The following is a 23,072-nucleotide window of genomic DNA, read 5'->3' on the forward strand; positions in this document are numbered from 1 at the left end:
TCAGATACGACCGTGATCGAGACGGTCACTCCGTCCGAAAGACCATCGCAGGAACATCGGCACGGCGAGCAGCGCGATCCCGATCTCGAGGCTGCCGACGACGAGGAAGGCGAGATCGTAGCCGTACGCGCTCGCGACGGTGCCGCCGACGAGAAAGCCGCCGAGAAAGCCCAGACTGCCGGCGATGTTGAAGCCGGCCATCGCGAGCCCGCGTTCGCTCTCCGCGGCGATGTCGGTCACGAGGGCCATCGTCGCCGGCGAGACGAGCGCTCCGAGGACGCCGACGCCGACCATCGCGACCGCGACAGTCGCGACCGACGGCGCGGCGCCGACGGCGAGGATGCCGACGCCGTAGCACAGCGAGCCGACGACGATCGGAATCGTCCGGCCGATGCGGTCCGAGAGCGCGCCCATGGGGTACTGCAGGAGGGCGAACGGCGCGAAAAAGCACGCCAGCAAGAGCCCGGTCGTGGCGGGGTCGACGCCGAACGCGTCCTGGAAGTACAGCGTCCCGACGAGCGCGAAGAAGCCGGCCGTCAGCCGGTCGACGAAGCCGAACGCGTAGGGGATCGACAGCGTCGGTCGCTTCCGAACGCCATCGAGGAGCGCGCGTGCGGTCCGGCGACTGTTCGGCGTCCGGTCGTCGACGCGGGTGACGAGCGCGCCGACGCAGACGAGCAAGCCGGTGGCGCCCAGCAGCGGCGCGATCGGGTCGAGTTCGGTGAGTTGGCCGCCGATCGGGGCGCCGAGAGCCGCGCCGAGTCCGATCGCGATTCCGGCCGCGCCCATGTTCCGACCGTGGCCGCCCTCGAGGTCCATCAGCATGGTCATGGTCAGCGAGAACGCGCCGATGGTCATCGCGCCCTGAACGACTCGCAGGGCGAGGACGCCCTCGAAGGGAATCGAGCCGATCGCCGGAACGGCCGCGAGTGCGGCGTAGCCGACGGCTCCGGCCAGCGCCCCGGCGACGATGAAGGGCGTTCGCCGTCCGGTCACGTCGCTCGCGACGCCCCAGACGCCGACGAAGGCGACGTACGCCGCGAACTCCGCGACGAGAAACCACATGCTTGCGTCGAGTTCAGTCGCCGCGAACGACGACGTCGTCTCGTCGGCCCCCAGCGTCTCGACGAGCGTTCCGACGCCCGGATAGAGCAACAACTGTGAGAACAGCACGGCGAAGACGACGGTGGCGAGGACGACCCGGTCGCGGTCACTCGAGTGCACGCCCGCTTCTTGACACTACGAGACTATCAAGGCGTTCGTCTCGGCTCGCGTCGTCGTTCGTCCGAGTTCGACGAACTGTTCGCCCGGATCCGATAAGCCGTTCGTTCCGGATCGACCGCCTCGACCCCCGCTATTTCCACTCCGACGCGTCAGCGGACCGACCGAAACCGACACGTTTTCATCGTTGGATGATCTGTACCTGTCGATGACTGTCACCCGACGGCGATTACTCGCAGCGGGGGCGGCCGCCGGTGTGGGAGCGACCGCCGGCTGTACCGACGTTCTCGACGACTCCCTCTCGTCGATGCCAGCGATCGTCTCCCCGTCGGCACTCGAGGAGACGGGGTACAGCGAACACACCGTCGAGGAGGTCGTCGTCGAGCGAACCGTCGGTCGGTTCGGCCTCGAGCGCTCGGTCTCGGTGAACAACTGGTACGCCGAGTACGACCGCGCGGTTTCGCTCGACGCGATCGGACTGACGCGGCTACAGGCGTCGGTCTGCTCCGTTCTCACGACGCCGCAGGTGTCCTTTCTCGGGCACACGTTCAACCCCGTCGGCGAGTACTCGACGGACGAACTCGTCGCGCTGATTCAGGATCGGTACGACCAACTCGAGGACGTCGAACGCGCCGGCGAGGAGTCGCTCTCGGTACTGGGGACCGAGACGACGGTGACTCGCTATACCGGCCGCGCACGGCTGGTCCCCGCCGGAACGACACTGGACGTTTACTTACAGGTGAGCGAACCCGTCTCCCACGGAGACGACTTCGTAATCGCCGTCGCGGTCTATCCCCAATTTCGGGGATACGAGACCGAATCGGGCGCAGTACGGACGCTGCTCGGCTCACTCGAGCACGAGTGACCGTGGGTCAGTTCGACTTCAGGGTCGGATGTAGGCGTAGCCCTCGTCTTGCAGGCGCGTGAGTTCGCCGCCGCCGGAGGGGACGGTCTCGACGCCCTCGACGAGATCGGATTCGGCGAGGTCTTTCAGATCCAGGGTGTTCCCGCAGGCTTTGACCGAAAACCCGTCGTCGAGCAGCGACTCGACCGTGTCGCTGCCGTCGCCGCCGGCGACCAGCGGTTCGATGCCGTCCGCCTGCGCGACGATCGCGATGTCGTCCATTTCGACGGAGTCGTCCCTGCTCAGGTTTTCGGCGATCGTGAGTGCGGTTTCCCGTTGCTTCGGATCGTCGGCGATGAGGTGGAAGACTGTCTGCACGGTCGTCACTCCGACGTAGGCTGCAGTAGTGGTTGGGCTTGCAACGGTAGCGGTCGGCTCTATCACGAGTGTGGTTTCGACGCTCGAGCGCCTCGGTGTTCGTTCGGGTCCGTCGCGCGTCGTGGTCGCGGCTGGTTCGATCCAGCGATTCAGTAGCCCGCCGGTGGCCGTCCGATCGGCAGCCATCGGGGCACTCGATCGCGGTACGCTTCGTAGGCGTCGCCGTGTTTTTCCAGGAGGTGCGGCTCTTCGTAATCGACGACTCGACGGTGAAATCCGAGCCAGCAGACGAGCCCCCACCACAGCACGTGCAGCGACCTGTACCGGACGGCCTGTCCGACGATGACCAACAGAACGCCGACGTACATCGGATTTCGCGTGTAACGGTAGATCCCGCCGGTGACGAGGTCGTCCGGCTCGTCGCTCGGTGCCGGCGTCCCGTTTCCCTCGCTCGAAAACCGAAACGCGGTGTGGAGATACAGCAGCGTGCCGGCGACGAGCGAAACGGTCCCGACGATCCTGGCGCCGCGAGAGCCCAGGGTCGGAGATTCGCGATCGTAACGGGCCAACGCTCGAGGAATGGCCCCGGCGACGGTTCCCGGAACGAGGACGGTGAACACCGCCGTCTTCAGTAGCACGAGTGGTGACGACATCGCTGGAAACTCCTCCGTGCTACCGTTCATCGCGTGAGGTGTTATAATCGATCGGTCGATGCCCTCGCGGGTTCGGTCGTCTCAGCTACGAGCGTTCTCCGTTTCGACGAACGCCTCCCGTGTGTGAATCACCTAGAATCGACTGCGGTTTTTGCCGTTACTGAGACGCATAAGAACGTGCAGTAGTATGCATACTAAACATGAGCGACGACGAGAGCGACGGGACTGAGCGACCCTGTCCCGAGCGCGGTCTCGGGACGCGTAGCGTACACGCCGGCCAATCCCCCGACCCCGAGACGGGGGCGATGGCGCCGCCGATCTATCAGACCACCTCCTACGTCTTCGACGACGCCGACACCGCCGCCGCCCGCTACGCCCTCGAGGACGACGGCTACATCTACTCTCGCATCGCCAACCCGACCGTCACGACCCTCGAGGACCGCCTCGCCTCCCTCGAGGGCGGCGCGGGCGCGGTCGCGACGGCCAGCGGGATGGCCGCCCTCGACTCCGCGGTGCTCGTCCTCGCCGAGGCGGGCGACAACGTGGTCTGTTCGACGGACACCTACGGCGGGACGACCGCCTACTTCTCGAAGACGGCCTCCCGGCGGAACATCGAGACGAAATTCGTCCCCACCCTCGAGTACGACGCCTACGAGGAGGCCATCGACGAGGACACCGCGTTCGTCCACGTCGAGACGATCGGCAACCCGTCGCTGGTCACGCCCGACTTCGAGCGCGTCGCCGAAATCGCCCACGAGAACGGCGTCCCGCTCGTGGTGGACAACACCTTCGCGACGCCGGCGCTCTGTCGCCCGCTCGAGCACGGCGCCGACGTCGTCTGGGAGTCGACGACCAAGTGGCTCCACGGTTCGGGGACGACCGTCGGCGGCATCCTCGTCGACGGCGGCACCTTTCCCTGGGGCGAGCACGGCTACGACGAGATCGCCGGTCCGAACCACGCCTACCACGACGTCGACTTCTCGCGGGACTTCCCCGACGCGCCCTTCGCCGAAACCGTCCGCTTCCGCTCCCTCCGGAGTCTCGGCAACCAGCAGTCGCCGTTCGACGCCTGGCAGACCCTGCAGGGACTCGAGTCCTTGCCCCTCCGCGTCGAGAGACACTGCGAGAACGCCGCCGTCGTCGCCGAGTACCTCGCGGACCACGAGGCCGTCGCCTGGGTCACGCATCCGGGACTCGAGGACCACCCGACCCACGACAACGCCCGGCGCTATCTCGAGGACTACGGCGGGATGGTCGCGTTCGGCCTGGAGGGCGGGTTCGAAGCCGGGAAGACGTTCTGCGAGAGCGTCGAGGTCGCCCAGTTCCTCGCGAACATCGGCGACGCGAAGACGCTCGTGATCCATCCGGCGAGCACGACCCACGGCCAGCTGACGCCCGAGGAACGGGAGGAGGCCGGCGTGACGGACGACCTGATTCGAATGTCGGTCGGCATCGAGGACCCCGAGGACATCCTGGCCGACCTCGAGCAGGCCATCGACGCGGCGACGCGCGCGGCGACCGACGACTGAACCCAGATACCGATGACGACCAAGAATACGATGGACCTCGGCGAGTTTCAGTTCCTCTCGGGAGAGACGGTTCCGTCCCTCGAGGTCGCCTACGAGACCTACGGCGAGTTCACCGGCGATAATGCGGTACTCATCTGCCACGCCCTGACCGGCAGTTCCCACGTCGCTCGCCGGCCCGACGCGGGCGGCGACACGGCGGGCCAGGCCCGCGCCTGGTGGGGCGACGTCGTCGGTCCCGGAAAGGCGATCGATACGAGCGAGTACTACGTCGTCTGTGCGAACGCGCCGGGATCGTGTTACGGCACGACGGGACCGTCGAGCGAGAACCCCGAGACGGGCGAGCCCTACGGGACCGATTTCCCGCCCGTCACGGTGGGCGACTGGACCCGCGCACAACGACAGTTGCTGGACGAACTCGGCGTCGGCCGCCTCCACGCCGTCGTCGGCGGCAGCGTCGGCGGCATGAACGTCCTCGACTGGCTCCGGCGGTTCCCCGACGACGTCGACCGCGCCGCCGGCGTCGCCACCGCGGCCAGACTCGATCCGCAGTGTCTCGCGCTCGACACCGTCGCTCGACGGGCGATCACCAGCGATCCGAACTGGAACGGCGGCCACTACTACGGCGGAGCACGACCGGAGGATGGACTGGCTCGAGCGCGCCAGATCGGCCATATCATGTACCTCTCGAAGGCCTCGATGTCCCGGAAGTTCGGCCGGCGCTCGGCGGGCCGCGAGGCCGTCCGCGAGGAGCCGCCGGACCCCGCGGCCGCGTTCTTCCCGTACCGGGAGGTCGAGTCCTATCTGGACTATCAGGCGGACAAGTTCACCGACCGGTTCGACGCGAACAGCTACCTCTACATGACCCGGGCGATGGACGACTTCGACCTCTCGGCCGGGTACGAGTCAGACGCCGACGCGCTGGCCGCCTTCGAGGGGGAGCTCCTCTTGCTCTCGTTCACCGGCGACTGGCACTTCACCGTCGAGCAGGCCGAGGCGTTGGCCGACGCCTGCCGAAACGCGGACGTCGATGTCGCCCACCACGTCGTCGAGTCCGACCACGGCCACGACGCCTTCCTCGTCGAGCCCGAGAAGGTCGGCCCGCCGCTCTCGGAGTTGCTCGAGACGGGTCTCGCCGGGCGGACGATCACCGACACCGAGTCGGAGCCGGACGAGCCCGAATCGTTCGCGCCGGTCCACACGAGTCTCTTCTCGGAGTGAGCGGCCGGGTTACGGTCTCGAAAATAGTTGCGTACGGTCGGTATCGTTTGTCCGCCCACTTTCGTTCGTCGTTCGACGCTGTCTCCGCTACTCGGTAGTCGAGCCGATCAGACGGCCGACGATTCGACGTCCGGAACGAGGTTGCGCATGACGTAGACGGTTCCCGCAGCGATCCCGCCGACGAAGAGACCGAGGACGATACCGTTGACGAGCAGTCCTCCGATCTCGAGGCTCACGTTGTCGATCTGTGACGCCGCGAGGAGCGCCGAGAGGAACCACAGCACGACCGTTCCCGCAACTGCGCCTGCGGCACCCGTAATCATCGCCTGTCGGTCGTCCGCTGCCATTCGAACGCCGAGGTAGGCACCGACGAGCAGTGCAAGTACCGCGGCGATGTGTGGGGCGCCGACGAGCGGAATTTGGGCGAATCCGACCTCGACGAGCACACCGTTGTCGGCGGGAGCGTCGAAGAGGGCCTGATCGACGATGTCGCCGACGATGACCAGAAGCCCCATTCCGGAACCCAGCAGGGCGTAGAGCGCGACGATCGCCTTGATGTACGCCTGCGTGAGCGGCTCCGTGAGCAGGTCGGTGATCGACTCCTCTTCGACGGCGGGCTGTGTTGGCTGGCCCTGACCCGGTACATCTGCGTCGTGTGTGGCTTTGCCTTCAGCTTCGATATTCGGATCTGACATGGTACGTGACTCTCATGTCTGTTACTTATTCTTTCTGGTAAGAGTTTCACTCTTAGTGATCATTTTGCCGAAGCTACGGCTCAGTGAGATGTGTGGGGGTGTCAACAAAATTGGGTGTGCAGTGTCGGACGCTGCGTACCGCAGTGCGTCGCAGTTAGTAGCCGTGGTCGGCGGAGACGTACTGTTCGGCGTTCGAGTACTCGGAGCGCCGGTGATCGATCCAGTTTCGGAGGTCGTCCGCGAGCAGGGTCGGACTCTCGAGGCGGCGGAGTCGCCCCGAAATACCCATGCCGGTCGGCGAGCGAATCATCGCGATCAGGGCCCACATCGTCCCGGCCGCGAGCGAGCCGGCGGCGGAGAATGACATCCCGAGCGTGAAGAACGTCATCCCGTAGACGAATCCGATCCCCATCGACGGAAGGCTCGTGCCGAGCGGAACGCGGGAGGTTGCGTCGCGCAGCGTCGGCGCGAGAAAGACGATGGAAAGGCCGCTGCCGATCATGAAGATAAGGTCTTGCCACATCATGTAACTACTTACTCGACGACGAGTTAATAAGCATCTCGGTCTCGAAATGCGCCATTGAACCGGTTATTCGCGCATTCAGATACGTCCTCGAATCAGTACTCCGCGAGACGAGCGGCCACACGAACGCCGGGTCGTGATAGCCCAACTCTCCTCGGAACTAGAATCAGTCGGCGGACGGAGCGTGCGATCGGCGACGATCGAGGCCGATTCAGACTTCCGGCAGGACGCCCTCCTCGAGCAGGACCTCGCGAGCCTCGGCCATCGAGGTCACGACGATCTCGCAGTGGGGTTCGACGGCCGGTTTCGGCTCGAACCCGATCGAGAGACCGGCGACTTTCAGCATCGGCAGGTCGTTCGCGCCGTCGCCGACCGCGACGCACTCCTCGAGGTCGACACCGACGTCGTCGGCGAGGTCCTCGAGCGCGTCGTCCTTGGTACCCTCGATGAGCGGGCCGTCGACCTCGCCGGTCAGTTCGGTCCCGTCGCTGTTCATCGGCAGTCGGTTCGAGACGATGTGGTCGACGGACGCGCCCTCGCGCTCGAGTGCGGCCGCGACGCCGCGTTCGAAGCCGCCGGTGAGGATCGCCGTCGTGACGCCGGCCTCGTTCAACTCCTCGATGAGGTCGGCGGCCCCCTCGCGGAGGACGACCTCCCCGAAGGCGGCTTCGACGTCGTCCTCCGGGAGCCCCTCGAGCAGCGCGGCCCGCTTGCGGAGGCTCTCGGCGTACTCGATCTCGTCGTTCATCGAGCGCTCGGTGATCTCGGCCATGTCGTCGGCGACCCCGCAGCGGTCGCCGAGTAACACGGTCATCTCGGAGTCGGAAAGCGTCCCGTCGAAGTCGAAAGCGACGACTGTCATCGCCTGCTGGTTGTGTGGCCCCGAATAAACCAGTTCAGGTTTCGCATCCGACTCGAGGCGGGTACCGTTCGGTTCCGAACGGCACGAAAGGCAGCGGAACCAAGCGGCGCGAAGCCAGCGAATCGAACCGCCACCGCAACGTTGACCCGCCGGCCCCGCGGACAGCCTCTGATGAGCGTTCGGCCGCCGCCGAGTGAGACGGGTCGATGACGGGTCCGAGTCTCGAGGTTCTCGCCCTCGCTCTGATTCCGGCGGTATTCTGGGGTTTTACGCCGATATTCGACAAGCGCGGGATGGCCGCGGGTGGCGGCTCCGTGCAGGCCTCGCTGACCGTCGTCGTCGTCGATTCGGTGCTCTACTGGCTCGTCATCGCCGCCGTCTACGGGCGCTCGGCGTTTTCTGGACTCACGCTCGAGGTCCTGCTGGTGTTCGTCTTCGCGGGCGTCGTCGGCACCGCGCTCGGCCGGATCACGATCTTCGTCGGCGTCGATAGGGTCGGCGCGAGCCTCAACAGCACGATCCTCAGTACGCGCCCGCTGTTCGCGACGCTGATCGCGCTCGTCTTTCTGGGGGAACCGCTGGGGCCGGTGACGGGGCTCGGCATCGTCGTGCTCGTCGCCGGACTCTCCCTGCTGACGATTTCGAAAGGCGGCGACCTCGGCGGCTGGCAGCCCCGCGACCTCCTGTGGCCCATCGCCGCCGCCGCGACCTTCGCCGTCGCGAACGTGAGTCGGCGGTACGGCATGCTCGAGACGCCGATTTCGGCGCTCGAGGCCGTCGCACTCAACGAGGCGGCCGGGCTGATCGCGCTGCTCGCCTACGTGGCCGCCGCCGGTGGCCGAGACGTCCTCGACCGACCGCCGGAGTCCTACAAGTACTTCCTCGGCAGCGGACTGCTGACTACCGTCGCGATGCTCTCGTTGATGGCCGCGCTGGGCTTGGAGGGCGGTCGGATCGCCATCGTCGATCCGCTGGTCGCGACCGCACCGCTGTTCACGGTGTTGTTCGCCGCCGTCCTGTTACGCGACCTCGAGCGGGTGACGAGGGGCGTCGTCGCGGGTGCGGCGCTGGTCGTCGTCGGGGCGGTGCTGATTACGGTGTGACCGAGGCCGACCCGCTTCGCTCGGGCGTGCCCGAAATCGGCTCGTCACCTGGAGCCACTCCCCTGTCTCACCTCCAGCGACACTGTGGACAATTTTTGCCACGCCTCCCAACAACGGAAGGGTTTACCTGCTCCACACGATTGTCTCGCGCATGAAGGTACTCGTCACGGATCCGATCGCTGATGCGGGTCTGGACGTACTCAGAGAGGCCGGGCACGACGTCGAGACAGGCTACGACCTCGAGGGCGACGACCTCCTCGAGGCGGTATCGGACGCCAACGGACTGATCGTCCGCTCGGGCACCGAAGTCACCGACGAGGTACTCGACGCGGCCGAGGAACTCGTCATCGTCGGCCGTGCCGGCATCGGCGTCGACAACATCGACATCGAGGCCGCCACGGACGAGGGTGTCATCGTCGCCAACGCCCCCGAAGGGAACGTTCGCGCGGCGTCGGAACACACCGTCGCGATGACGTTCGCGGCCGCCCGCTCGATCCCGCAGGCCCACATCCGTCTGAAAAACGGCGAGTGGGCGAAAAGCGAGTATCTCGGCGCCGAACTCGACACCAAGACGCTCGGCATCGTCGGCCTCGGCCGCGTCGGCCAGGAGGTCGCCAAGAAACTTGACTCGCTGGGCATGGATATCGTCGCCTTCGATCCCTACATCTCCGAGGAGCGCGCCGACCGACTCGGCGCCGAACTCGTCGACTTCGAGCCGTGTCTCGAGCGAGCCGACTTCCTGACCATCCACACGCCGCTGACGCCCGAGACGGAGGGCATGATCGGCGAGGACGAACTCGACCTGCTCGAGGACGGCTACATCGTCAACGTCGGCCGCGGTGGCATCATTCAGGAGGACGCACTCGCCGCCAAGATCGAAGACGGCACGCTCGCGGGTGCAGCACTGGACGTCTTCGCCGAGGAACCGCTCCCCGCGGACTCGCCGCTGCTCGAGCACGAGGACATCATCGTCACGCCCCACCTCGGCGCGTCGACGGAGGCAGCTCAGGAGAACGTCGCGACCTCGACGGCCGAGCAGGTCAGCGCCGCACTCGTCGGCGATCCCGTCGCGAACGCCCTGAACGCGCCCTCGATCGACGAGGCCGCCTTCCCCCGCCTCGAGCCCTACATCGAAATCGCCGAGACGGCGGGCAAGGTCGCCGCCCAGTTGCTCGACGGTCGCATCGAGGATATCGAGATCACCTACGAGGGAGATATCGCCGACGAGGACGTCGAGTTCGTCACCGCCAGCGCGCTGAAGGGCGTCTTCGAACCGCTCGAGTGGCAGGTCAACGCCGTCAACGCGCCCCAGATCGCGGAGGACCGCGGCGTCGACGTCACCGAGTCCAAGACCCGGCAGGCCGAGGACTTCCAGAGCCTGATCTCGGTGACCGTCAGCAACGACGACGACGAGGTCACCGTCGACGGCACGCTCTTCGCCGGTGACGACCCGCGGATCGTCCGCGTCGACGGCTACCGCGTCGACGCCATCCCCCACGGCAAGATGGTCGTCACGCGTAACACCGACGAACCCGGCGTCATCGGCCTCATCGGCACCGTGATGGGCACGCACGGCGTCAACATCGCGGGCATGTTCAACGCTCGCGAGGCCATCGGCGGCGAGGCGCTGACCGTCTACAACGTCGACAGCGAGATCCCCGACGAAGCCCGGGAGGAACTCGAGTCCGACGAGCGGATCATCGGCCTCAACTACATCACGCTGAACGGTCAGGCCTGAGTTCGGCCTCGTTCGCGGCGCGAATCGACTTGCGGTCTCTCTCTTTCTCTTTCGGCGTGCGGTAGATCGGTCGCGGGCTCACGGATTCGCGTCGGGTCTCGCGGGCAGCGTCTGGAGACAGTTCCGGCAGTACGTGTAGCAGTGATCGTTCGTCGTTCCACAGGCGCGGCACCTGACTGGCTGCTCGATTTGCGTGCGCGGACTCATCGTCGACCCTCCGGTCCCGTGCCCAATATCGGGTGCGCTGACGTTTGCAAGCAGGGGTGAGGACCGACGGCCACGATGTCCGCTCGGCACCTGATCGGTCCGATTTACAGTACGAGTGGTTATCTCCGCCGGGAGCGTACCTCTCGGAGAGGCGAGCACGATGTCACTAATCGACCACCCAACCGAGCCCCGATCGACCCCGAGTTCCACCGCGGACGCGGCGGAGAGCAAGTGGATGCTCCGCAAGGGATTCGGCCTGGCCGTCACCTCGATCGTCGGCCTGCTCGTGTTGATGGTCGGCCTCGAGGTCCTGTCCGGCCTCGTCGTCGTCCCGTCGGGGGTCCAACTCGCCCTCGGGATCTGGCTCGGTGGATTGGCGTTCGTGCTGATCCTGCTGACGTTGCCGGCCGAGGACGACGGGGAACGAAACGAGAAGCGGCGTGCGAACTGACGGTTTTTCGACCCCAGAGAATGACTCGAGACCGTCGCGCTCGCACCCACCGAGTCCGACGATTAGGACTGAGACGCGATACCGCGACAAAAGACCTATCGGCCTCCCAAACCATTCCTCATCTATGGACGACGGCATCGCGGTCGACTTCGGCGAGGACGGTCTGGTCCCCGCCGTCGCACAGGACGCCGAGACGGGCGAGGTGCTCATGCTCGCGTACGTCTCGCCGGAGGCCCTCGAGCGCACGCACGAGACCGGCGTGGCCCACTACTACTCCCGGAGCCGGGACGAACTCTGGCAGAAGGGGAAGACGAGCGGCCACACCCAGGACGTCGAGGAGGTACGCGTCGACTGTGACGCCGACACGCTGCTCTACCTGGTCGACCAGGAGGGCGGCGCGTGTCACACCGGCCACCGATCCTGCTTTTATCGAACGATCAACGGGGTCTCCGCAAGCGAAGCGAACGGAGGCTCGTCGACCGCGACGGTCGACGTTGAGAACGTCGGCGAACGGGTGTTCGACCCCGAGGCCGTCTACGACGACTAACCGCACATGAGCGAACGCGTCCACCACTCCGACGCGGATACGAGCCTCGACGACCGGACGCCGCTCGAGGCGCTCGAGGCGGCCCGCGAGCGCTTTTCCCGGGCCGAGGACCGAATCGAAGACCACGGCGGCGAGGCGGTCACCGACGCGGCCGACGCCTACCGCGACGCGACGGAGTTACTCGAAGACTACGTCGACCGAGCGACCGGCACCGGCCGGGAGAACTTCCAGGCGTACATCCAACTCGAGGGGAAGTTCGACTCGCTGGTCACGGGTCTGCCCGACGATCTGAAGGGGCGCGAAGCGTTCGAGGACGCTCTCGACGCGATCGACAAGCGCCGACTCAGCGAGTCGGACTTCGAGCGGGCACACGACGCCCTGGAACCCGCAGCGCAGTACGCCCGACTGCTCGAGGAGCGCGAGGCCGCCCGCGAGGCGATCGACGACGCGCGGACGGCGGCCGCCAAACGCTACCGGCAACTGGACGACGACATCGCGGAGCACGAGCGACTGCTCGAACTCGCGAACGCGGATCTCGAGGCGCCGGTCGAGGAGCTTCGCGACCCCATCGAGGCGTACAACGCGGCGATCGAGGCGGCCTTCGAGGAGTTTCGGCTCTCGGTGTCGACTCGCGAGGTATTCGCCCTGCTCGATCGGAGTCGCTGGTACCCCTTCGTCGACTACAAGCAGCCGCCCGACGATCTGGCGGCCTACGTTCGAGACGATCCGGCCGGCGAGTACACGATTCCCGAGTTGCTCGAGTACGCCAACTACTCGCGGTCGAAACTCGACCACTACGTCGCGAGCGCGGACGAACTCAAACGGAAGGTGGCGACCCAGCAGACGTTTCTCGACGGGATCGACGCCGAGCCGCTGACGATCGAGTGGCCGCCGGGCGAAGCGGGCATCCTCCGGCGGCGGACCCGCGAAATGCGGCCGTTCGTCGCGCGCGTCGGGGACGAGGAGTGCGTCGCGAAGCTGCGAGCGATCCGTCGGCTCGCGACCGATCCCGCATTCGACTACGACCGACTGCAGACGGCGGCCCAGGCGGTCGCCCAGCTCACCCCCGCCGAACGCGAGCGATTAGCCGACGGCCGGGTCGCGGACGAACTCGAGGCCCTCCGGGACGAACGGGAGCGACTCGAGGCGGCGCTCGAGGTCGACGATCCGATCTGAACGGCCCACTGCCGGACGGCGGGACCGATAGCCGGCGCGCAGAGTATTCTCGAGCGGAGTCTCGGTCCTCTCGACGCGTCACTCTCTGCGCTCCTCGAGTCCCGCTTTCTCTTCGAAGTCCACGCGCGGCACGAACGGTCCGAAGTCGGCGGTTCGCGACGTGATGGACGCGATCCGGAACGTGTAGACCAGCAGGACGGTAAACGGGAGGAAGACGAAGGTGATGACACCGCTGACGATGAGCACGAGCACCGACGGCGTTCCGACGGTCTCGATGATCGTCGAGTACGTCATCATGAAGATCCCGCCGCCGAGTAGCGTCGGAAACCCGACGACCAGCAGCACCTTCGAGAGGTGCGCGAGTTCGTACTGCATGTACAGCGTCTTGAACGTCTGCCGAGCGATCGCGAGCTGACCGAGCAACTCGACGAGCACGTCGAGCGTCTCGAGGTCCTCGCTCGAGAGCTCGTCCGCGTAGTGCGTTCGGATTTGGCGGGCCGCGTAGAGGTGCGCGCCGTTGAAGTGGCCGAGCACCGACGACAGCGTGGCGAACGTCCCGAAATCCGAGTCTTCGAGCGATTCGGAGACGAGTTCGCCTTCGGTCCTGACCGCCTCGACGAAGTCCCTGACGACCGCAGCGCGCTCCGGATCGGCCATTCGATCCGCGGTGGCTTCCAGCCGTTCGGTCCGGTCGACGACGCTATCGACGACGAGTTGCAGAAAGTCGGCGGGTGCCGCCGGGCTGACCGGCGTGTCCGTCAGGGATTCGATTTCGTGGCGGAAGGCCACCATTTCCTCGAACCGATCCGCGAGGTCCCCCGGCCAGCCGAGTTCCTGCGAGAGGACCAGCTGGTTGATCGCGAGCACGATCGTGATGAACGGCAGGGTTCCACCGACGATCGCCGCGACGAGCGTGGTCGCGGTGCCGGGATCGGTGACCGGAATGTACCCGGCGAAGCCGATGCTCGCACACGTGACGAAGACGACGAGCGAGAACAGCCCCGCGATCGCGTACCGGTTCCCGTCGAGCAACACCCACCGTTTGATCGGCGACTCGCGCAGTCGCTCGTGAACGAGATCGCTCCGACTCACCTCCTCGTCGATCCGTTCGCCCTCGTCGATACCGTACTCGTCCGCGCTCATGTCATCGCTGTCGACACAGTGTCGGAAAAGTGTGAGCACGCCCGCTTCGGACTCAGGGACCGTTCGAACGCTCGCTTGCACACCGATCCCGTACGGACTGGAGGCGTCCCTCCCGCCCGTACCTGGGAACTCGAGGCGACGACTGAAGGCGACAGCCGTCGTACCACCGGTATGACCAGACACCTGCTCGTTCCGATGGACGACTCCGAGACGGCCCGCGCGGCCCTCGAGCACGCGCTCTCCGTTTTCCCGGACGACGAGATCACCGTAGTTCACGTGGTCGACGATCTCGAGGCCGGATACGGCGGACGACCGCCGGTGATGGTCGGCGGCGGAGACGACGGGGACGAACCCGACTTCTTCGCCGACGTACGCTCGATCGCCGACGAGTACGACAGGACCATCGAGACGGCCGTCGTCGAGGGAACGTCGGCAGAGGCGATCCTCGACTACGCCCGGGAAGCGGACGCCGACGGAATCGTGATGGGCAGCGAGGGTCGATCCGGCGTCTCCCGAATGCTGCTGGGCAGCGTCGCGGAAGCGGTGACGCGGCAGTCGCCGATTCCGGTGACGATCGTGCCGTGAGCGATGGCCGGTAGTTCCGACGGACGACTGCCGAACGTGCGTCCGTCGATGGCGATCTCGGCCCGTCCACGGCCGCGAATCACCGGTATTTTTCGTCCGACTCGCTAATGGACGGCCATGGACGATCGGACGGGGACGACGCTGCACACGGGGCTTCTCATCTCGACGACGGCCGCGATCGCCTGGCTCTCCGGTCTCCCAATGCTCTTCCCGAGTCTCGGACCGTCGGCCTTCGTGCTCGCGCTGTTTCAGGACAGCGACGCGACGTCCCCGCGGCGGGTGATCGGGGGGCACGCGATCGGCGTCGCCGCCGGTCTGCTCGCGTACCATCTACTCGGCGTCACGACCTCGATCACGGCCACGGCCGATCCCGGCTCGTTCGAAGCGCTTCTCCTCGGCGCGAGCGGTGTCGTGGCGACGATGCTGACCGCGGGCGGCATGCTCGCGACCGATACCCGTCATCCGCCGGCCTGCGCGACGACGCTGATCGTCTCGCTCGGACTGCTCTCGACGCCGCTCGAGGGTGTGTTGATCGTCGTCACCGTCGTGGTGCTCGTCGTCGCTCACCAACTCCTGCTCGCGACCGAACGGGCGGGAGCGAGGTACGAGAAACGGTTTCGATCGTAGCGGGCCGAGTCAGATCCTTCCGCCCGGCTGCGGGCGTTCTCGTCGGTCAGCGTCCCCGCTCCGTTTCGACGGGCAAGTAGAAACCGCGTCGCGATCAGTCGGGATCGATCGCGATCACGCGTCGGCTTTCGCGTCGGCGAGCGTCTCGTACATCTCCTCGGCCAGTTCGCTCGCACGGTCGCTGTCCCGAGCCTCGGCGTAGATGCGGACGAGCGGTTCGGTTCCCGAGGGGCGGGCGAGCACCCACGCGTCGCCGTGGTCCAGCCGGTAGCCGTCGCGTGTGTTGAGTTCGGCGTCGGACTCCTGTGCGTGGTTCGCCGCTGCGTCGATCATCGCGTCGCGTTCGGCCGTCGACTCGTACTCGATGTTGTACCGGACGTTCGCGTAGTCGTCGTAGGGAGCCACGATCTCGCTGACCGGGCGCTCGGCGACGAGCTCGAGGAACCGTGCCGCGGTGAACGCGCCGTCGCGCGAGAGCCGGTAGGCGGGGAAGAAGATCCCGCCGTTGCCCTCGCCGGCGATCGGGACGCGCTTGCCCTTCTCCTCGAGCTCTTCGATCCGGGTGATGATGTTCGTCGAACCGATGGGTGTCAGTTCGAGGGCTGCGCCGACCTCGCCGACGACGTCGACCAGTCGCTGGGAGACGTTGACCGCCGAGACGGTCGTGTCTCCTTCCTCGAGTTCGGCGGCGGCGAGCGCGGCGAGCGCGGCGTCGCCGGCGACGTACTCGCCGTTCTCGTCGTAGAAGATGGCGCGGTCGGCGTCGCCGTCGTGGGCGATCCCGATATCCGCGTCGGTCGCCCGGACGAGCTGGCCCAGATCCTCGAGGTTGTCGGGGACGGGTTCCGGATCCCGTCCCGGGAAGTGGCCGTCGGGCTGGCCGTTGACGGTGACGACGCGGCAGCCGAGTTCGCGGAAGAACTCCGGACTCGTGAGCGTGCCGGCGCCGTGGCCGGGATCGAGTGCGACCGTCAACTCGGCGTCGGCGATGGTCTCTCGATCGGAGGCGGCGAGCAGTTCGTCCACGTACTCCCGGGTGACGCCCTCGATCTCTCGGACCCGCCCGGTCTCGTCCCAGGGCGCGACGGTGGCCGACTCGGCGAGCAACACCTGTTCGATGTCCTCCAGGTCCGAGACCGCGAGTTCGATCCCGTCGCGGCCGACGAGTTTGACGCCGTTGTACTGTGGCGGGTTGTGCGAGGCCGTGATCACGATGACGGGGACCCCTTCGCGTTCGGCGTAAAACTGCGCGCCCGGCGTCGGCAGAACCCCGAGTCGGTCGACGCCCGTTCCCGTACTCGCGAGTCCGCTCGCGGCCGCGTCGGCCAGCATCCGCCCGGTGTAGCGCGTGTCGCGCGCGATAGCAACCCGATCGGCTCCCCAGGCCGTCCCCGCCGCTTTCGCGACGCGGAGGACGAACGCGGGCGTCAGCTCCTCGTTGGCGACGCCGCGTGTCCCGCTCGATCCGAATACTTGCATGCGTCCTAGTCGGAGCGGACTCCCCAAAGGGATTCCGAAGCAGACAGAACGCTTTCGGCGCGCGGCCACAACCGTTCACGTATGGATTCTATCGAGGAGAAACGCGTCTACGGCGGCCGCGAGGGGGCCCTCGAGGTCTACGTCGCGAGTTCCATGGGCGTCGTGCGCGTCCGCGTCGCCGGCGACACCGTCGGCGAGTTCGGCCTCTGTGACCGCTGTAACGCCCGCGATATCGCGGCGACCGACGACGCCGTCGCCGTCGCGACCGACGAGGACGTGCAGGTGCTCGGGCTCGACGGCGAGGCCCGTACCGGCTCCGAAAACGGCGACGATCCGGACGGGACGTTCGTCGACACCGACTTCGGCCCCGCCGTCGCCGTCGGCACCCACGGGTCGGACCTGATCGCCGCCGGCCCCGACGGCGCCGTCGCGCGGCTGTCGGCCGGGTCGGATGCCGACCCCACAACTCGGGAGTGGGAGTTCCTCGAGCACAACGGCGTCGCGACGGTTCGCGCGATCGACGGCGACCTCGTCGGCACCGACGGCGGCGTGTATCGCGTCCACGAGGGGCGACTCGATCACGCCGGCCTCTCGGACGTCCGCGACGTCTCCGCGGCCGGCGTCCCGCTGGCTGCGACCGGCGACGGCCTCTACAAACTCGGAAACGGCTGGATGGAGGCGCTCGAGGGCTCCTTCGAGGCCGTCGCGGCGGATCCGCGAACCGAACCGGGTCGTCTCGCGCGGGCACACGCCGTCTCCGGGGAGGCCGTCTACGCCTACGGCGCCGACGCGGAGACGTGGGAGGAGTACGACCGGTCCAGGGAGTCGATCGTCGGAATCGGCTACGGGGAGACGATCCACGCCGTCACGGAACGAGGAACGTTCCTCTCGGCGACGCCCGACGATAGTAGCGGCCGGTGGCGCTCGCAAACGATCGGTGTCGGAGACGTGACGGGACTCGCCGTGCCCGCCGACGAGTAACGACCTGCGGCGGGCTTCGGGGTGGTGTCGATCCCGACTCCCGTTTCCGCCGAACGAATCGTCTGACGGAGATTTAACTATCTCCGATACTTTCCTCCGGCAACATGAGTGGGATACCACGCCGCCGACTGCTGGCCGCGACCGGAGTCGGCCTCGCCGGCGCCGTCGCAGGCTGCTCGAGCAGCGCCGAGGACGACGAAAACGGGGACGAGAACGGCGACGACGAGGGGGCATCCGAGGAAGAGACGGACAGTTCGACGGACGTCGCGGACTCGGTTTCCGGGGCGATCATCGTCGACAACCTGTCCGATACCGCACAGCAGATCGATCTGCTGGTCGAACTCGACGACGGGATCGAGGACTGGGAGACCGAAGAGCTCGAGGCCGGTAGTACGATCGCGCTCGAGCGCGACTGGGCGTCCGATTCCGGCCAGTTCCGCGTCACGGCTCGGCTCAACGAGGGCGAGCCGGCGGACATCACGCCGTCGAACTGGAACGGCACCGACTGCCTCAGTATCTTCGTCCGGATCACGGACGACGACAGCATGACGTACTCGAGCAACGCCACCGACGGCAACTGTGGCGGAGCCGAGGATCGCGAGGACGACGGCGACAGTCAGGACGCCGACACGTAGCGCTCGCCGTCACTGACCGCCGCCGGACGCTCGAGTCCGACGACAGTGCGATCGCGCTCCGTAACTCCACTGCGGTCGCTCTCTCCGACGCCGCTGCGACCGGTTCTCGTTCCAGTTGCGATTCGCACTCGCACTGTGTCGAACGCCCGTGCCGAGGGGAGAACGAAAACGGGTTTATCCCCCGCCCTGTCCACTCGAGTATGACTACGATCGTCAGCGGGTCCGCGTCGCAGGCGTTGGCCGCTGCCCTCGCACGCGAACTCGAGGAACCGCTCGCTTCCGTCGAGTACGACCGATTTCCCGACGGCGAACTGCTCGCCGCCGTTCCCGACTTCGACGACGACCGCGCTATCGTCGTCGCCTCGACCGTCTCGAGCGACGCCCACCTCGAACTCCTCCAGTTGCAAGACGCCGTCCGGGAGGCCGGCGCCGCGGAGGTCGTCACCGTCCTGCCGTACATGGGCTACGGCCGGCAGGACGAGGCCTTCGAGGCGGGCCACCCCGTCTCCGCGCGGGCGGTCGCTCGCGCCGTTTCGACCGGCGCCGATCGCGTGCTCACGGTCAACCCCCACGAGCGAGCGGTGTGCGAGTTCTTCGAGCCGACGGCGACCGCCGTCGACGCGGCGGGTCGACTGGCCGATCCCCTGCCCGGCGACCTCGAGGATCCGGTCTTCCTCTCGCCCGACGCGGGCGCGATCGACCTCGCCGAGACGGTTCGCGACGCCTACGGCGACGGCGAGACGGACTACTTCGAGAAGACCCGCCACTCCGGCACGGCGGTCGAGATCACGCCCAGCGACGTCGACGTGGCCGGCCGCGACGTCGTCGTCACGGACGACATCATCGCGACGGGGTCGACCATGAGCGAGGCCGTCGGCGTCCTCCGGGACCGCGGCGTCGCCCGAGTGTTCGTCACCTGCGTCCACCCGCTGCTCGCGCGTAACGCGGTGACGAAGCTCTCTCGGGCCGGCGTCGAAGCGATATACGGCACCGACACGATCGAGCGCGGGGCGAGCGTCGTCTCGGTCGCGCCGACGCTCGCATCGGAGCTGTGATCGTACGACTCACGAGCAGTCGGTATCTGGGGCTGTGCGTGCGATATCTGGACCGGTTTTCCGCGCTCGATTTCGCCGTTTGCCCGTAGACTGGTTAGTTACCTAGTATCTCGTTCGCGGATGAATAACGGTTAACTCGCATCATTACACACGGTCTACTAGAGATGGCTGGGGAAGATACCGAACAACGGGCGGCGGCAGTGTGCGACAACTGCGGTACCGCTCACGCGGTTCGTCTCGGTCCCGACGGAGAGATCCGTCCCATCGGAACCGGACAGGGTCCCGGGTGTACCTGCGGGGACGGCGAACTTCGCATCATGAGCGACGATACGGACGTTCTGGAGGACGTAGAGATGGGTGGAGAGAAACGTAGTGGGTCGACCGAGACGACTGGATAGCGAGTGCGGTCTCCAATCCGAGAGGCGTGTGGACGGTCGTGCGGTCCCCAATCCGAGAGGCGTGTGGACGGTCGTGCGGTCCCCAATCCGAGAGGCGTGTGGACGGTCGTGCGATCCCGGAGCGAGCGCTCGACAGCCCTCTGCTTCCGTCTCGTTCCGACGGCTGAATCCGTCTCAGCGACCGATGCCGTTCACCCGTTCTACAACTGTTAAGTAGATGCCATCCCGTGACCTAGTTACTCGGAATTCGAACAGATCGCTGGCAGCGCGCCCCGGCTTCGAGCCACCACTGACACCAGATGCACGGAATCGTCCACAAGACGCTCAAGGAGTACGTCGTCGACCGAACCGACGAGGACACCTGGGAAACGATCCTCGACCGCGCGGGCCTCGAGCCGGCGCTGTACCTTCCCGTCTCGACCTACGACGATCACGAGATCGACGCTATTCTCTCGACGCTGTCGTCGATGGCGACCCAGAGCAGACGGCAGATCGAACGCGACTTCGGGCGCACGCTCGCGCCCGAACTCCTGTCGACGTTCAACGCGCACGTGCGTGAGGAGGATCTGTTCGCCCTTCTCGAGCGTCTCGAGCGGGTTCGTGACGACGTCGACGCGGCGACCGACGAAACCTCGTTACCGGCGGTGTCCGGCACTGGCGAGACGGATGGCGGTGTGCGCGTGACGCATCGGACTCACCGGAAGCCGGCCTACTGCGGGCTGGCACGGGGGATTCTCGAGGGGATCGCCGACGAATTCGACGCGGACGCGACCGTCACGGAGCAGCGCTGCGTCGACGATGGCGAGGAAGCGTGCGTGTTTCTGGTGGAACGGCCGTAGCATCGTTCGCGCTGCCGACAGCCGTATCGCCGTCGAGCGGCGTCACCGTCGCCGACCGATCGATCCGATCGCGAGTGCGACGGCCAGCGCGACGATCCCGACGGCGCCGCCGAAGCCGGGCATCGAGTCGATGGTCGAGACGACCTTCGAGATGCCGCCGGCGACCGTGACCGTCGCGGTCCGGTCGCCGGCGGTGACCTCGTAGCGCCCGTCGTCGTCGAACGTCAGTTCGACCGCCGTGGTCCCCGTCTCGCCGGGGGCGAGCGCGACCGGATTACCGGTCTCGATCCCGTTCGCGGTCTGGAACGGTAGGGTTCCCGCAGCGGGCAGGTCGCCGCCCGCGGCGATCGTCGCGGTCGCCGTCACCGTCTCACCGGGATCGACGCTGTCGGGGTCGACCCGCAGGTCGGTGACGGTCAGGCTCGGACTCGAGCGGACGAACACCGTCAGCCGATCGCCCCCGATACGGACGTCGTAGACGCCGGGCTCCGTCGGCGTCCACGAGAGGCGCGTCGTCGCGCTCTCTCCGGCCTCGAGGGACCGCTGCTCGAGGGCGACGATATCGCCGTTCGCCTCGAGGGTCGCGTCGGCGGTGCCGGCCCGGTCGTCGACGTTCGCCATCGCGACCGGAACGCTGACGGACTCCCCGGCGGGCACGGCCATCACGTCCCCGCCCGCAGTGTCGGCGCTACTGCCAGTGTCGACAGCAGCCAACTCGCTCGAATCCCAGCGCTCCCACGCCTGGCCGGCGACCGCTACCGGCTCCGAGCCCAGTCCGTACTCGACGGTCGCCGAGGGCCGGTCGAACGCGTCCCCGTGCTCCCAGCGACTCCACGTGTCGGGCGTCTCCGGGGTCCGTACGTACCGTTCGGCGACGGTTCGAACCCCGGCCCCGCCGGCGTCCTCGAGTGCCCGCAGGAAGTCCGCCTCGCTCACCGGATCCTCCCGTGCGTTCAACTGTCGGAAGACGTCCTCGAGGGTCCGGTCGCCGTCGGTCGCCAGCCGCAGTCGGCGATCGATCTCACCGTAGACGAGCGGTCCTTTCACGTAGTCGGTGTCGCCGTCCTCCCAGGTGGCCGGATCGTCGAGGGTGCCGTCCGCGTAGGGCGAGCGCTCGCCGCGCTCCAGGTGGTCGCTGAACTCGCTGAAGCGGATCGATCCCCGCTCGTAGCCGAGCAAGGCGGCGTAGTACTCCGCCTGGGCTTCGACGAGCCACCTGGCGTCGGTCGTCGTCTCGCCGTTGGCGAACCCCTGTCGGGCGTGGACGTACTCGTGGAGCCAGACGTTCGCCGCGGTCTCGAGTTCGGCGTCGGCGGCGACCCACGCGTCCGCGTCGCCGTACTGGACGCCCCGCGGTCCCCAGTCGACGTCGGTCGGGGCCGCGACGACGAACGTCTCGGCGCTGCTGGACCCGACCGCGAGCCGCTCGCTCGCCGCCGCGAGTTCCGCGAGGATATCGTCGGGCGCCTCGTGCAGATCGGCCGCCTCGGGGACGACCAACCTGATCGTCCTGCCGTCGACGGTCCGCTCGTACTCCTCGACCGGGCCGAAGAACGCGATATTGCTGCCGGCCGTGCCCTCGCCGTCGACGGTAACCGTCTTCTCGATGCCGAGCGTGACGGATTTGGGCGTTCGAAGGGAGAGCCCGACGGAGGGGACCTGTACGACGCCCCACTCGCCGGTGTCGACGAACGTGTAGCCGTCTCGATCCCCGTGGTCGTGGCGGACGGTACCCGTTCGATCGGCCGGCATCGCGTATCGGATCGTCGGCTCCGCGGTCGCCTCGTCCCAGCGGTACGTGCCCGCTTCTGTCGCCTCGAAGCCCTCGAGGGCCACGACGGCCGCGTCGTCGTGGAGGTCGACCTCGAGTCCCCGCATCGGGGCCGGCATCTCGAAGGTCGTCTCGACCTCGAACTCGCCCGGCCGATCCGGGCGGTGTCGCAGTTCGGTTCGCTGGTGGAGGACGTCGTCCTCGTCGGCCATCGCGCTCGAGCCGCCACTCGTCGCGGTCGCGACTGCTGGCTCGGATGCTCCGGACGTGTCGGGTACGGAGGAAAACCCGCCCGCGCCGGCGATACCGGCCGGAAGGCTTCCGATCAGGAGAATGACAACGACACAGACGGCGAACCGAGATTTCACTACCCTTCTCTGACGAGTCTGCGATTAAGACTTTTATGGCACGTGT

The 23,072-nt window shown here is 67.1% G+C and carries 25 protein-coding genes; 15 read left to right on the forward strand and 10 right to left on the reverse strand.

Going from position 1 to position 23,072, the window contains the following annotated elements; translation table 11 throughout:
• The gene (locus ACSFC7_RS03400) at positions 1–1,224 is read right to left on the reverse strand and encodes an MFS transporter (RefSeq protein WP_436346357.1); all 1,224 of its coding nucleotides are present in this window, start codon (positions 1,222–1,224) and stop codon (positions 1–3) included.
• A 205-nt stretch (positions 1,225–1,429) separates the two neighbouring features.
• Here ACSFC7_RS03400 and ACSFC7_RS03405 point away from each other — a divergent pair, with 205 nt between their 5' ends.
• Positions 1,430–2,086, forward strand: a complete 657-nt coding sequence (locus tag ACSFC7_RS03405) for a DUF6517 family protein (RefSeq protein ID WP_436346358.1) — start codon at positions 1,430–1,432, stop codon at positions 2,084–2,086.
• Between the two features lie 18 nt (positions 2,087–2,104).
• On the opposite strand, the gene ACSFC7_RS03410 is transcribed toward ACSFC7_RS03405, so the two are convergent.
• Both ACSFC7_RS03410 and ACSFC7_RS03415 read right to left on the reverse strand, forming a co-directional pair.
• The gene (locus ACSFC7_RS03410; protein ID WP_436347899.1) at positions 2,105–2,443 is read right to left on the reverse strand and encodes a DsrE family protein; all 339 of its coding nucleotides are present in this window, start codon (positions 2,441–2,443) and stop codon (positions 2,105–2,107) included.
• Positions 2,444–2,592: 149 nt separating this feature from the next.
• Positions 2,593–3,096 (reverse strand): methyltransferase family protein, encoded by a 504-nt coding sequence (locus tag ACSFC7_RS03415; protein ID WP_436346359.1) that lies wholly within the window; start codon positions 3,094–3,096, stop codon positions 2,593–2,595.
• A gap of 200 nt (positions 3,097–3,296) precedes the next feature.
• Here ACSFC7_RS03415 and ACSFC7_RS03420 point away from each other — a divergent pair, with 200 nt between their 5' ends.
• Positions 3,297–4,625 (forward strand): O-acetylhomoserine aminocarboxypropyltransferase/cysteine synthase family protein, encoded by a 1,329-nt coding sequence (locus ACSFC7_RS03420; RefSeq protein ID WP_436346360.1) that lies wholly within the window; start codon positions 3,297–3,299, stop codon positions 4,623–4,625.
• A 12-nt stretch (positions 4,626–4,637) separates the two neighbouring features.
• A complete protein-coding gene (gene metX / locus ACSFC7_RS03425; protein WP_436346361.1) occupies positions 4,638–5,843 on the forward strand; it encodes a homoserine O-acetyltransferase MetX in 1,206 nt (401 codons plus the stop codon).
• 107 nt (positions 5,844–5,950) lie between these two features.
• Here metX and ACSFC7_RS03430 read toward each other — a convergent pair whose 3' ends face one another.
• The 3 genes from ACSFC7_RS03430 to serB all read right to left on the reverse strand — a co-directional run bounded on the left by ACSFC7_RS03430 (position 5,951) and on the right by serB (position 7,923).
• Positions 5,951–6,538: a hypothetical protein gene (locus tag ACSFC7_RS03430; RefSeq protein WP_436346362.1), complete on the reverse strand. Its 588-nt coding sequence runs from the start codon at positions 6,536–6,538 to the stop codon at positions 5,951–5,953.
• Positions 6,539–6,692: 154 nt separating this feature from the next.
• Positions 6,693–7,064: a hypothetical protein gene (locus ACSFC7_RS03435; RefSeq protein WP_436346363.1), complete on the reverse strand. Its 372-nt coding sequence runs from the start codon at positions 7,062–7,064 to the stop codon at positions 6,693–6,695.
• Between the two features lie 208 nt (positions 7,065–7,272).
• The gene (gene serB / locus ACSFC7_RS03440; RefSeq protein WP_436346364.1) at positions 7,273–7,923 is read right to left on the reverse strand and encodes a phosphoserine phosphatase SerB; all 651 of its coding nucleotides are present in this window, start codon (positions 7,921–7,923) and stop codon (positions 7,273–7,275) included.
• Between the two features lie 206 nt (positions 7,924–8,129).
• Between serB and ACSFC7_RS03445 the strand changes: the two genes are divergently transcribed.
• Positions 8,130–9,026, forward strand: a complete 897-nt coding sequence (locus ACSFC7_RS03445) for an EamA family transporter (RefSeq protein ID WP_436346365.1) — start codon at positions 8,130–8,132, stop codon at positions 9,024–9,026.
• A gap of 151 nt (positions 9,027–9,177) precedes the next feature.
• Positions 9,178–10,764, forward strand: a complete 1,587-nt coding sequence (gene serA / locus ACSFC7_RS03450) for a phosphoglycerate dehydrogenase (protein WP_436346366.1) — start codon at positions 9,178–9,180, stop codon at positions 10,762–10,764.
• 78 nt (positions 10,765–10,842) lie between these two features.
• Here the strand turns inward: serA and ACSFC7_RS03455 are convergent, their stop codons facing one another.
• Complete coding sequence (locus ACSFC7_RS03455; RefSeq protein WP_436346367.1) at positions 10,843–10,971, reverse strand: DUF7577 domain-containing protein; 129 nt, start codon at positions 10,969–10,971, stop codon at positions 10,843–10,845.
• Positions 10,972–11,131: 160 nt separating this feature from the next.
• On the opposite strand from ACSFC7_RS03455, the gene ACSFC7_RS03460 reads away from it, so the two are divergent.
• From ACSFC7_RS03460 to ACSFC7_RS03470, 3 genes are all read left to right on the forward strand, one after another.
• Positions 11,132–11,422, forward strand: a complete 291-nt coding sequence (locus tag ACSFC7_RS03460; RefSeq protein WP_436346368.1) for a hypothetical protein — start codon at positions 11,132–11,134, stop codon at positions 11,420–11,422.
• Between the two features lie 124 nt (positions 11,423–11,546).
• Positions 11,547–11,969, forward strand: coding sequence for a phosphoribosyl-AMP cyclohydrolase (hisI, locus tag ACSFC7_RS03465; RefSeq protein ID WP_436346369.1), 423 nt, complete (start codon positions 11,547–11,549; stop codon positions 11,967–11,969).
• A 6-nt stretch (positions 11,970–11,975) separates the two neighbouring features.
• Positions 11,976–13,145 (forward strand): DUF7118 family protein, encoded by a 1,170-nt coding sequence (locus ACSFC7_RS03470; protein WP_436346370.1) that lies wholly within the window; start codon positions 11,976–11,978, stop codon positions 13,143–13,145.
• A gap of 78 nt (positions 13,146–13,223) precedes the next feature.
• Here ACSFC7_RS03470 and ACSFC7_RS03475 read toward each other — a convergent pair whose 3' ends face one another.
• On the reverse strand, positions 13,224–14,288 hold the full coding sequence (locus ACSFC7_RS03475) for a hypothetical protein (RefSeq protein ID WP_436346371.1): 1,065 nt from the start codon (positions 14,286–14,288) through the stop codon (positions 13,224–13,226).
• 171 nt (positions 14,289–14,459) lie between these two features.
• On the opposite strand from ACSFC7_RS03475, the gene ACSFC7_RS03480 reads away from it, so the two are divergent.
• Positions 14,460–14,873 carry a universal stress protein gene (locus ACSFC7_RS03480; RefSeq protein WP_436346372.1) on the forward strand — a complete coding sequence of 138 codons (414 nt, stop codon included), beginning with the start codon at positions 14,460–14,462 and terminating at the stop codon, positions 14,871–14,873.
• 117 nt (positions 14,874–14,990) lie between these two features.
• The gene (locus ACSFC7_RS03485) at positions 14,991–15,500 is read left to right on the forward strand and encodes an HPP family protein (RefSeq protein ID WP_436346373.1); all 510 of its coding nucleotides are present in this window, start codon (positions 14,991–14,993) and stop codon (positions 15,498–15,500) included.
• A 114-nt stretch (positions 15,501–15,614) separates the two neighbouring features.
• Here the strand turns inward: ACSFC7_RS03485 and glmM are convergent, their stop codons facing one another.
• Complete coding sequence (glmM, locus tag ACSFC7_RS03490; RefSeq protein WP_436346374.1) at positions 15,615–16,979, reverse strand: phosphoglucosamine mutase; 1,365 nt, start codon at positions 16,977–16,979, stop codon at positions 15,615–15,617.
• An 81-nt stretch (positions 16,980–17,060) separates the two neighbouring features.
• Here glmM and ACSFC7_RS03495 point away from each other — a divergent pair, with 81 nt between their 5' ends.
• From ACSFC7_RS03495 to ACSFC7_RS03515, 5 genes are all read left to right on the forward strand, one after another.
• Positions 17,061–17,960: an HVO_0234 family beta-propeller protein gene (locus ACSFC7_RS03495; RefSeq protein ID WP_436346375.1), complete on the forward strand. Its 900-nt coding sequence runs from the start codon at positions 17,061–17,063 to the stop codon at positions 17,958–17,960.
• A gap of 104 nt (positions 17,961–18,064) precedes the next feature.
• Positions 18,065–18,595 (forward strand): hypothetical protein, encoded by a 531-nt coding sequence (locus tag ACSFC7_RS03500; protein ID WP_436346376.1) that lies wholly within the window; start codon positions 18,065–18,067, stop codon positions 18,593–18,595.
• A gap of 200 nt (positions 18,596–18,795) precedes the next feature.
• On the forward strand, positions 18,796–19,650 hold the full coding sequence (locus tag ACSFC7_RS03505) for a ribose-phosphate diphosphokinase (RefSeq protein WP_436346377.1): 855 nt from the start codon (positions 18,796–18,798) through the stop codon (positions 19,648–19,650).
• A gap of 164 nt (positions 19,651–19,814) precedes the next feature.
• Complete coding sequence (locus ACSFC7_RS03510; RefSeq protein ID WP_436346378.1) at positions 19,815–20,048, forward strand: hypothetical protein; 234 nt, start codon at positions 19,815–19,817, stop codon at positions 20,046–20,048.
• Between the two features lie 299 nt (positions 20,049–20,347).
• Positions 20,348–20,887 carry a heme NO-binding domain-containing protein gene (locus ACSFC7_RS03515; RefSeq protein WP_436346379.1) on the forward strand — a complete coding sequence of 180 codons (540 nt, stop codon included), beginning with the start codon at positions 20,348–20,350 and terminating at the stop codon, positions 20,885–20,887.
• Between the two features lie 42 nt (positions 20,888–20,929).
• Here ACSFC7_RS03515 and ACSFC7_RS03520 read toward each other — a convergent pair whose 3' ends face one another.
• Entirely contained in the window at positions 20,930–23,026 is a 2,097-nt protein-coding gene (locus ACSFC7_RS03520) for a hypothetical protein (RefSeq protein WP_436346380.1), read from the reverse strand.
• Between the last annotated feature and the right edge of the window lie 46 nt (positions 23,027–23,072).

The sequence above is a fragment of the Natronorubrum halobium genome, assembly GCF_051351675.1.
GTDB lineage: Archaea > Halobacteriota > Halobacteria > Halobacteriales > Natrialbaceae > Natronorubrum.

What these genes read in the sequence shown, in the direction of transcription:
- ACSFC7_RS03405 (WP_436346358.1), top strand. Translation starts at nt 1,430, where the DNA reads ATGACTGTCACCCGACGGCGATTACTCGCAGCGGGGGCGGCCGCCGGT.
- ACSFC7_RS03415 (WP_436346359.1), bottom strand. Translation starts at nt 3,096, where the DNA reads ATGTCGTCACCACTCGTGCTACTGAAGACGGCGGTGTTCACCGTCCTC.
- ACSFC7_RS03420 (WP_436346360.1), top strand. Translation starts at nt 3,297, where the DNA reads ATGAGCGACGACGAGAGCGACGGGACTGAGCGACCCTGTCCCGAGCGC.
- metX (WP_436346361.1), top strand. Translation starts at nt 4,638, where the DNA reads ATGACGACCAAGAATACGATGGACCTCGGCGAGTTTCAGTTCCTCTCG.
- ACSFC7_RS03430 (WP_436346362.1), bottom strand. Translation starts at nt 6,538, where the DNA reads ATGTCAGATCCGAATATCGAAGCTGAAGGCAAAGCCACACACGACGCA.
- ACSFC7_RS03435 (WP_436346363.1), bottom strand. Translation starts at nt 7,064, where the DNA reads ATGATGTGGCAAGACCTTATCTTCATGATCGGCAGCGGCCTTTCCATC.
- serB (WP_436346364.1), bottom strand. Translation starts at nt 7,923, where the DNA reads ATGACAGTCGTCGCTTTCGACTTCGACGGGACGCTTTCCGACTCCGAG.
- ACSFC7_RS03445 (WP_436346365.1), top strand. Translation starts at nt 8,130, where the DNA reads ATGACGGGTCCGAGTCTCGAGGTTCTCGCCCTCGCTCTGATTCCGGCG.
- serA (WP_436346366.1), top strand. Translation starts at nt 9,178, where the DNA reads ATGAAGGTACTCGTCACGGATCCGATCGCTGATGCGGGTCTGGACGTA.
- ACSFC7_RS03455 (WP_436346367.1), bottom strand. Translation starts at nt 10,971, where the DNA reads ATGAGTCCGCGCACGCAAATCGAGCAGCCAGTCAGGTGCCGCGCCTGT.
- ACSFC7_RS03460 (WP_436346368.1), top strand. Translation starts at nt 11,132, where the DNA reads ATGTCACTAATCGACCACCCAACCGAGCCCCGATCGACCCCGAGTTCC.
- hisI (WP_436346369.1), top strand. Translation starts at nt 11,547, where the DNA reads ATGGACGACGGCATCGCGGTCGACTTCGGCGAGGACGGTCTGGTCCCC.
- ACSFC7_RS03470 (WP_436346370.1), top strand. Translation starts at nt 11,976, where the DNA reads ATGAGCGAACGCGTCCACCACTCCGACGCGGATACGAGCCTCGACGAC.
- ACSFC7_RS03475 (WP_436346371.1), bottom strand. Translation starts at nt 14,288, where the DNA reads ATGAGCGCGGACGAGTACGGTATCGACGAGGGCGAACGGATCGACGAG.
- ACSFC7_RS03480 (WP_436346372.1), top strand. Translation starts at nt 14,460, where the DNA reads ATGACCAGACACCTGCTCGTTCCGATGGACGACTCCGAGACGGCCCGC.
- ACSFC7_RS03485 (WP_436346373.1), top strand. Translation starts at nt 14,991, where the DNA reads ATGGACGATCGGACGGGGACGACGCTGCACACGGGGCTTCTCATCTCG.
- glmM (WP_436346374.1), bottom strand. Translation starts at nt 16,979, where the DNA reads ATGCAAGTATTCGGATCGAGCGGGACACGCGGCGTCGCCAACGAGGAG.
- ACSFC7_RS03495 (WP_436346375.1), top strand. Translation starts at nt 17,061, where the DNA reads ATGGATTCTATCGAGGAGAAACGCGTCTACGGCGGCCGCGAGGGGGCC.
- ACSFC7_RS03500 (WP_436346376.1), top strand. Translation starts at nt 18,065, where the DNA reads ATGAGTGGGATACCACGCCGCCGACTGCTGGCCGCGACCGGAGTCGGC.
- ACSFC7_RS03505 (WP_436346377.1), top strand. Translation starts at nt 18,796, where the DNA reads ATGACTACGATCGTCAGCGGGTCCGCGTCGCAGGCGTTGGCCGCTGCC.
- ACSFC7_RS03510 (WP_436346378.1), top strand. Translation starts at nt 19,815, where the DNA reads ATGGCTGGGGAAGATACCGAACAACGGGCGGCGGCAGTGTGCGACAAC.
- ACSFC7_RS03515 (WP_436346379.1), top strand. Translation starts at nt 20,348, where the DNA reads ATGCACGGAATCGTCCACAAGACGCTCAAGGAGTACGTCGTCGACCGA.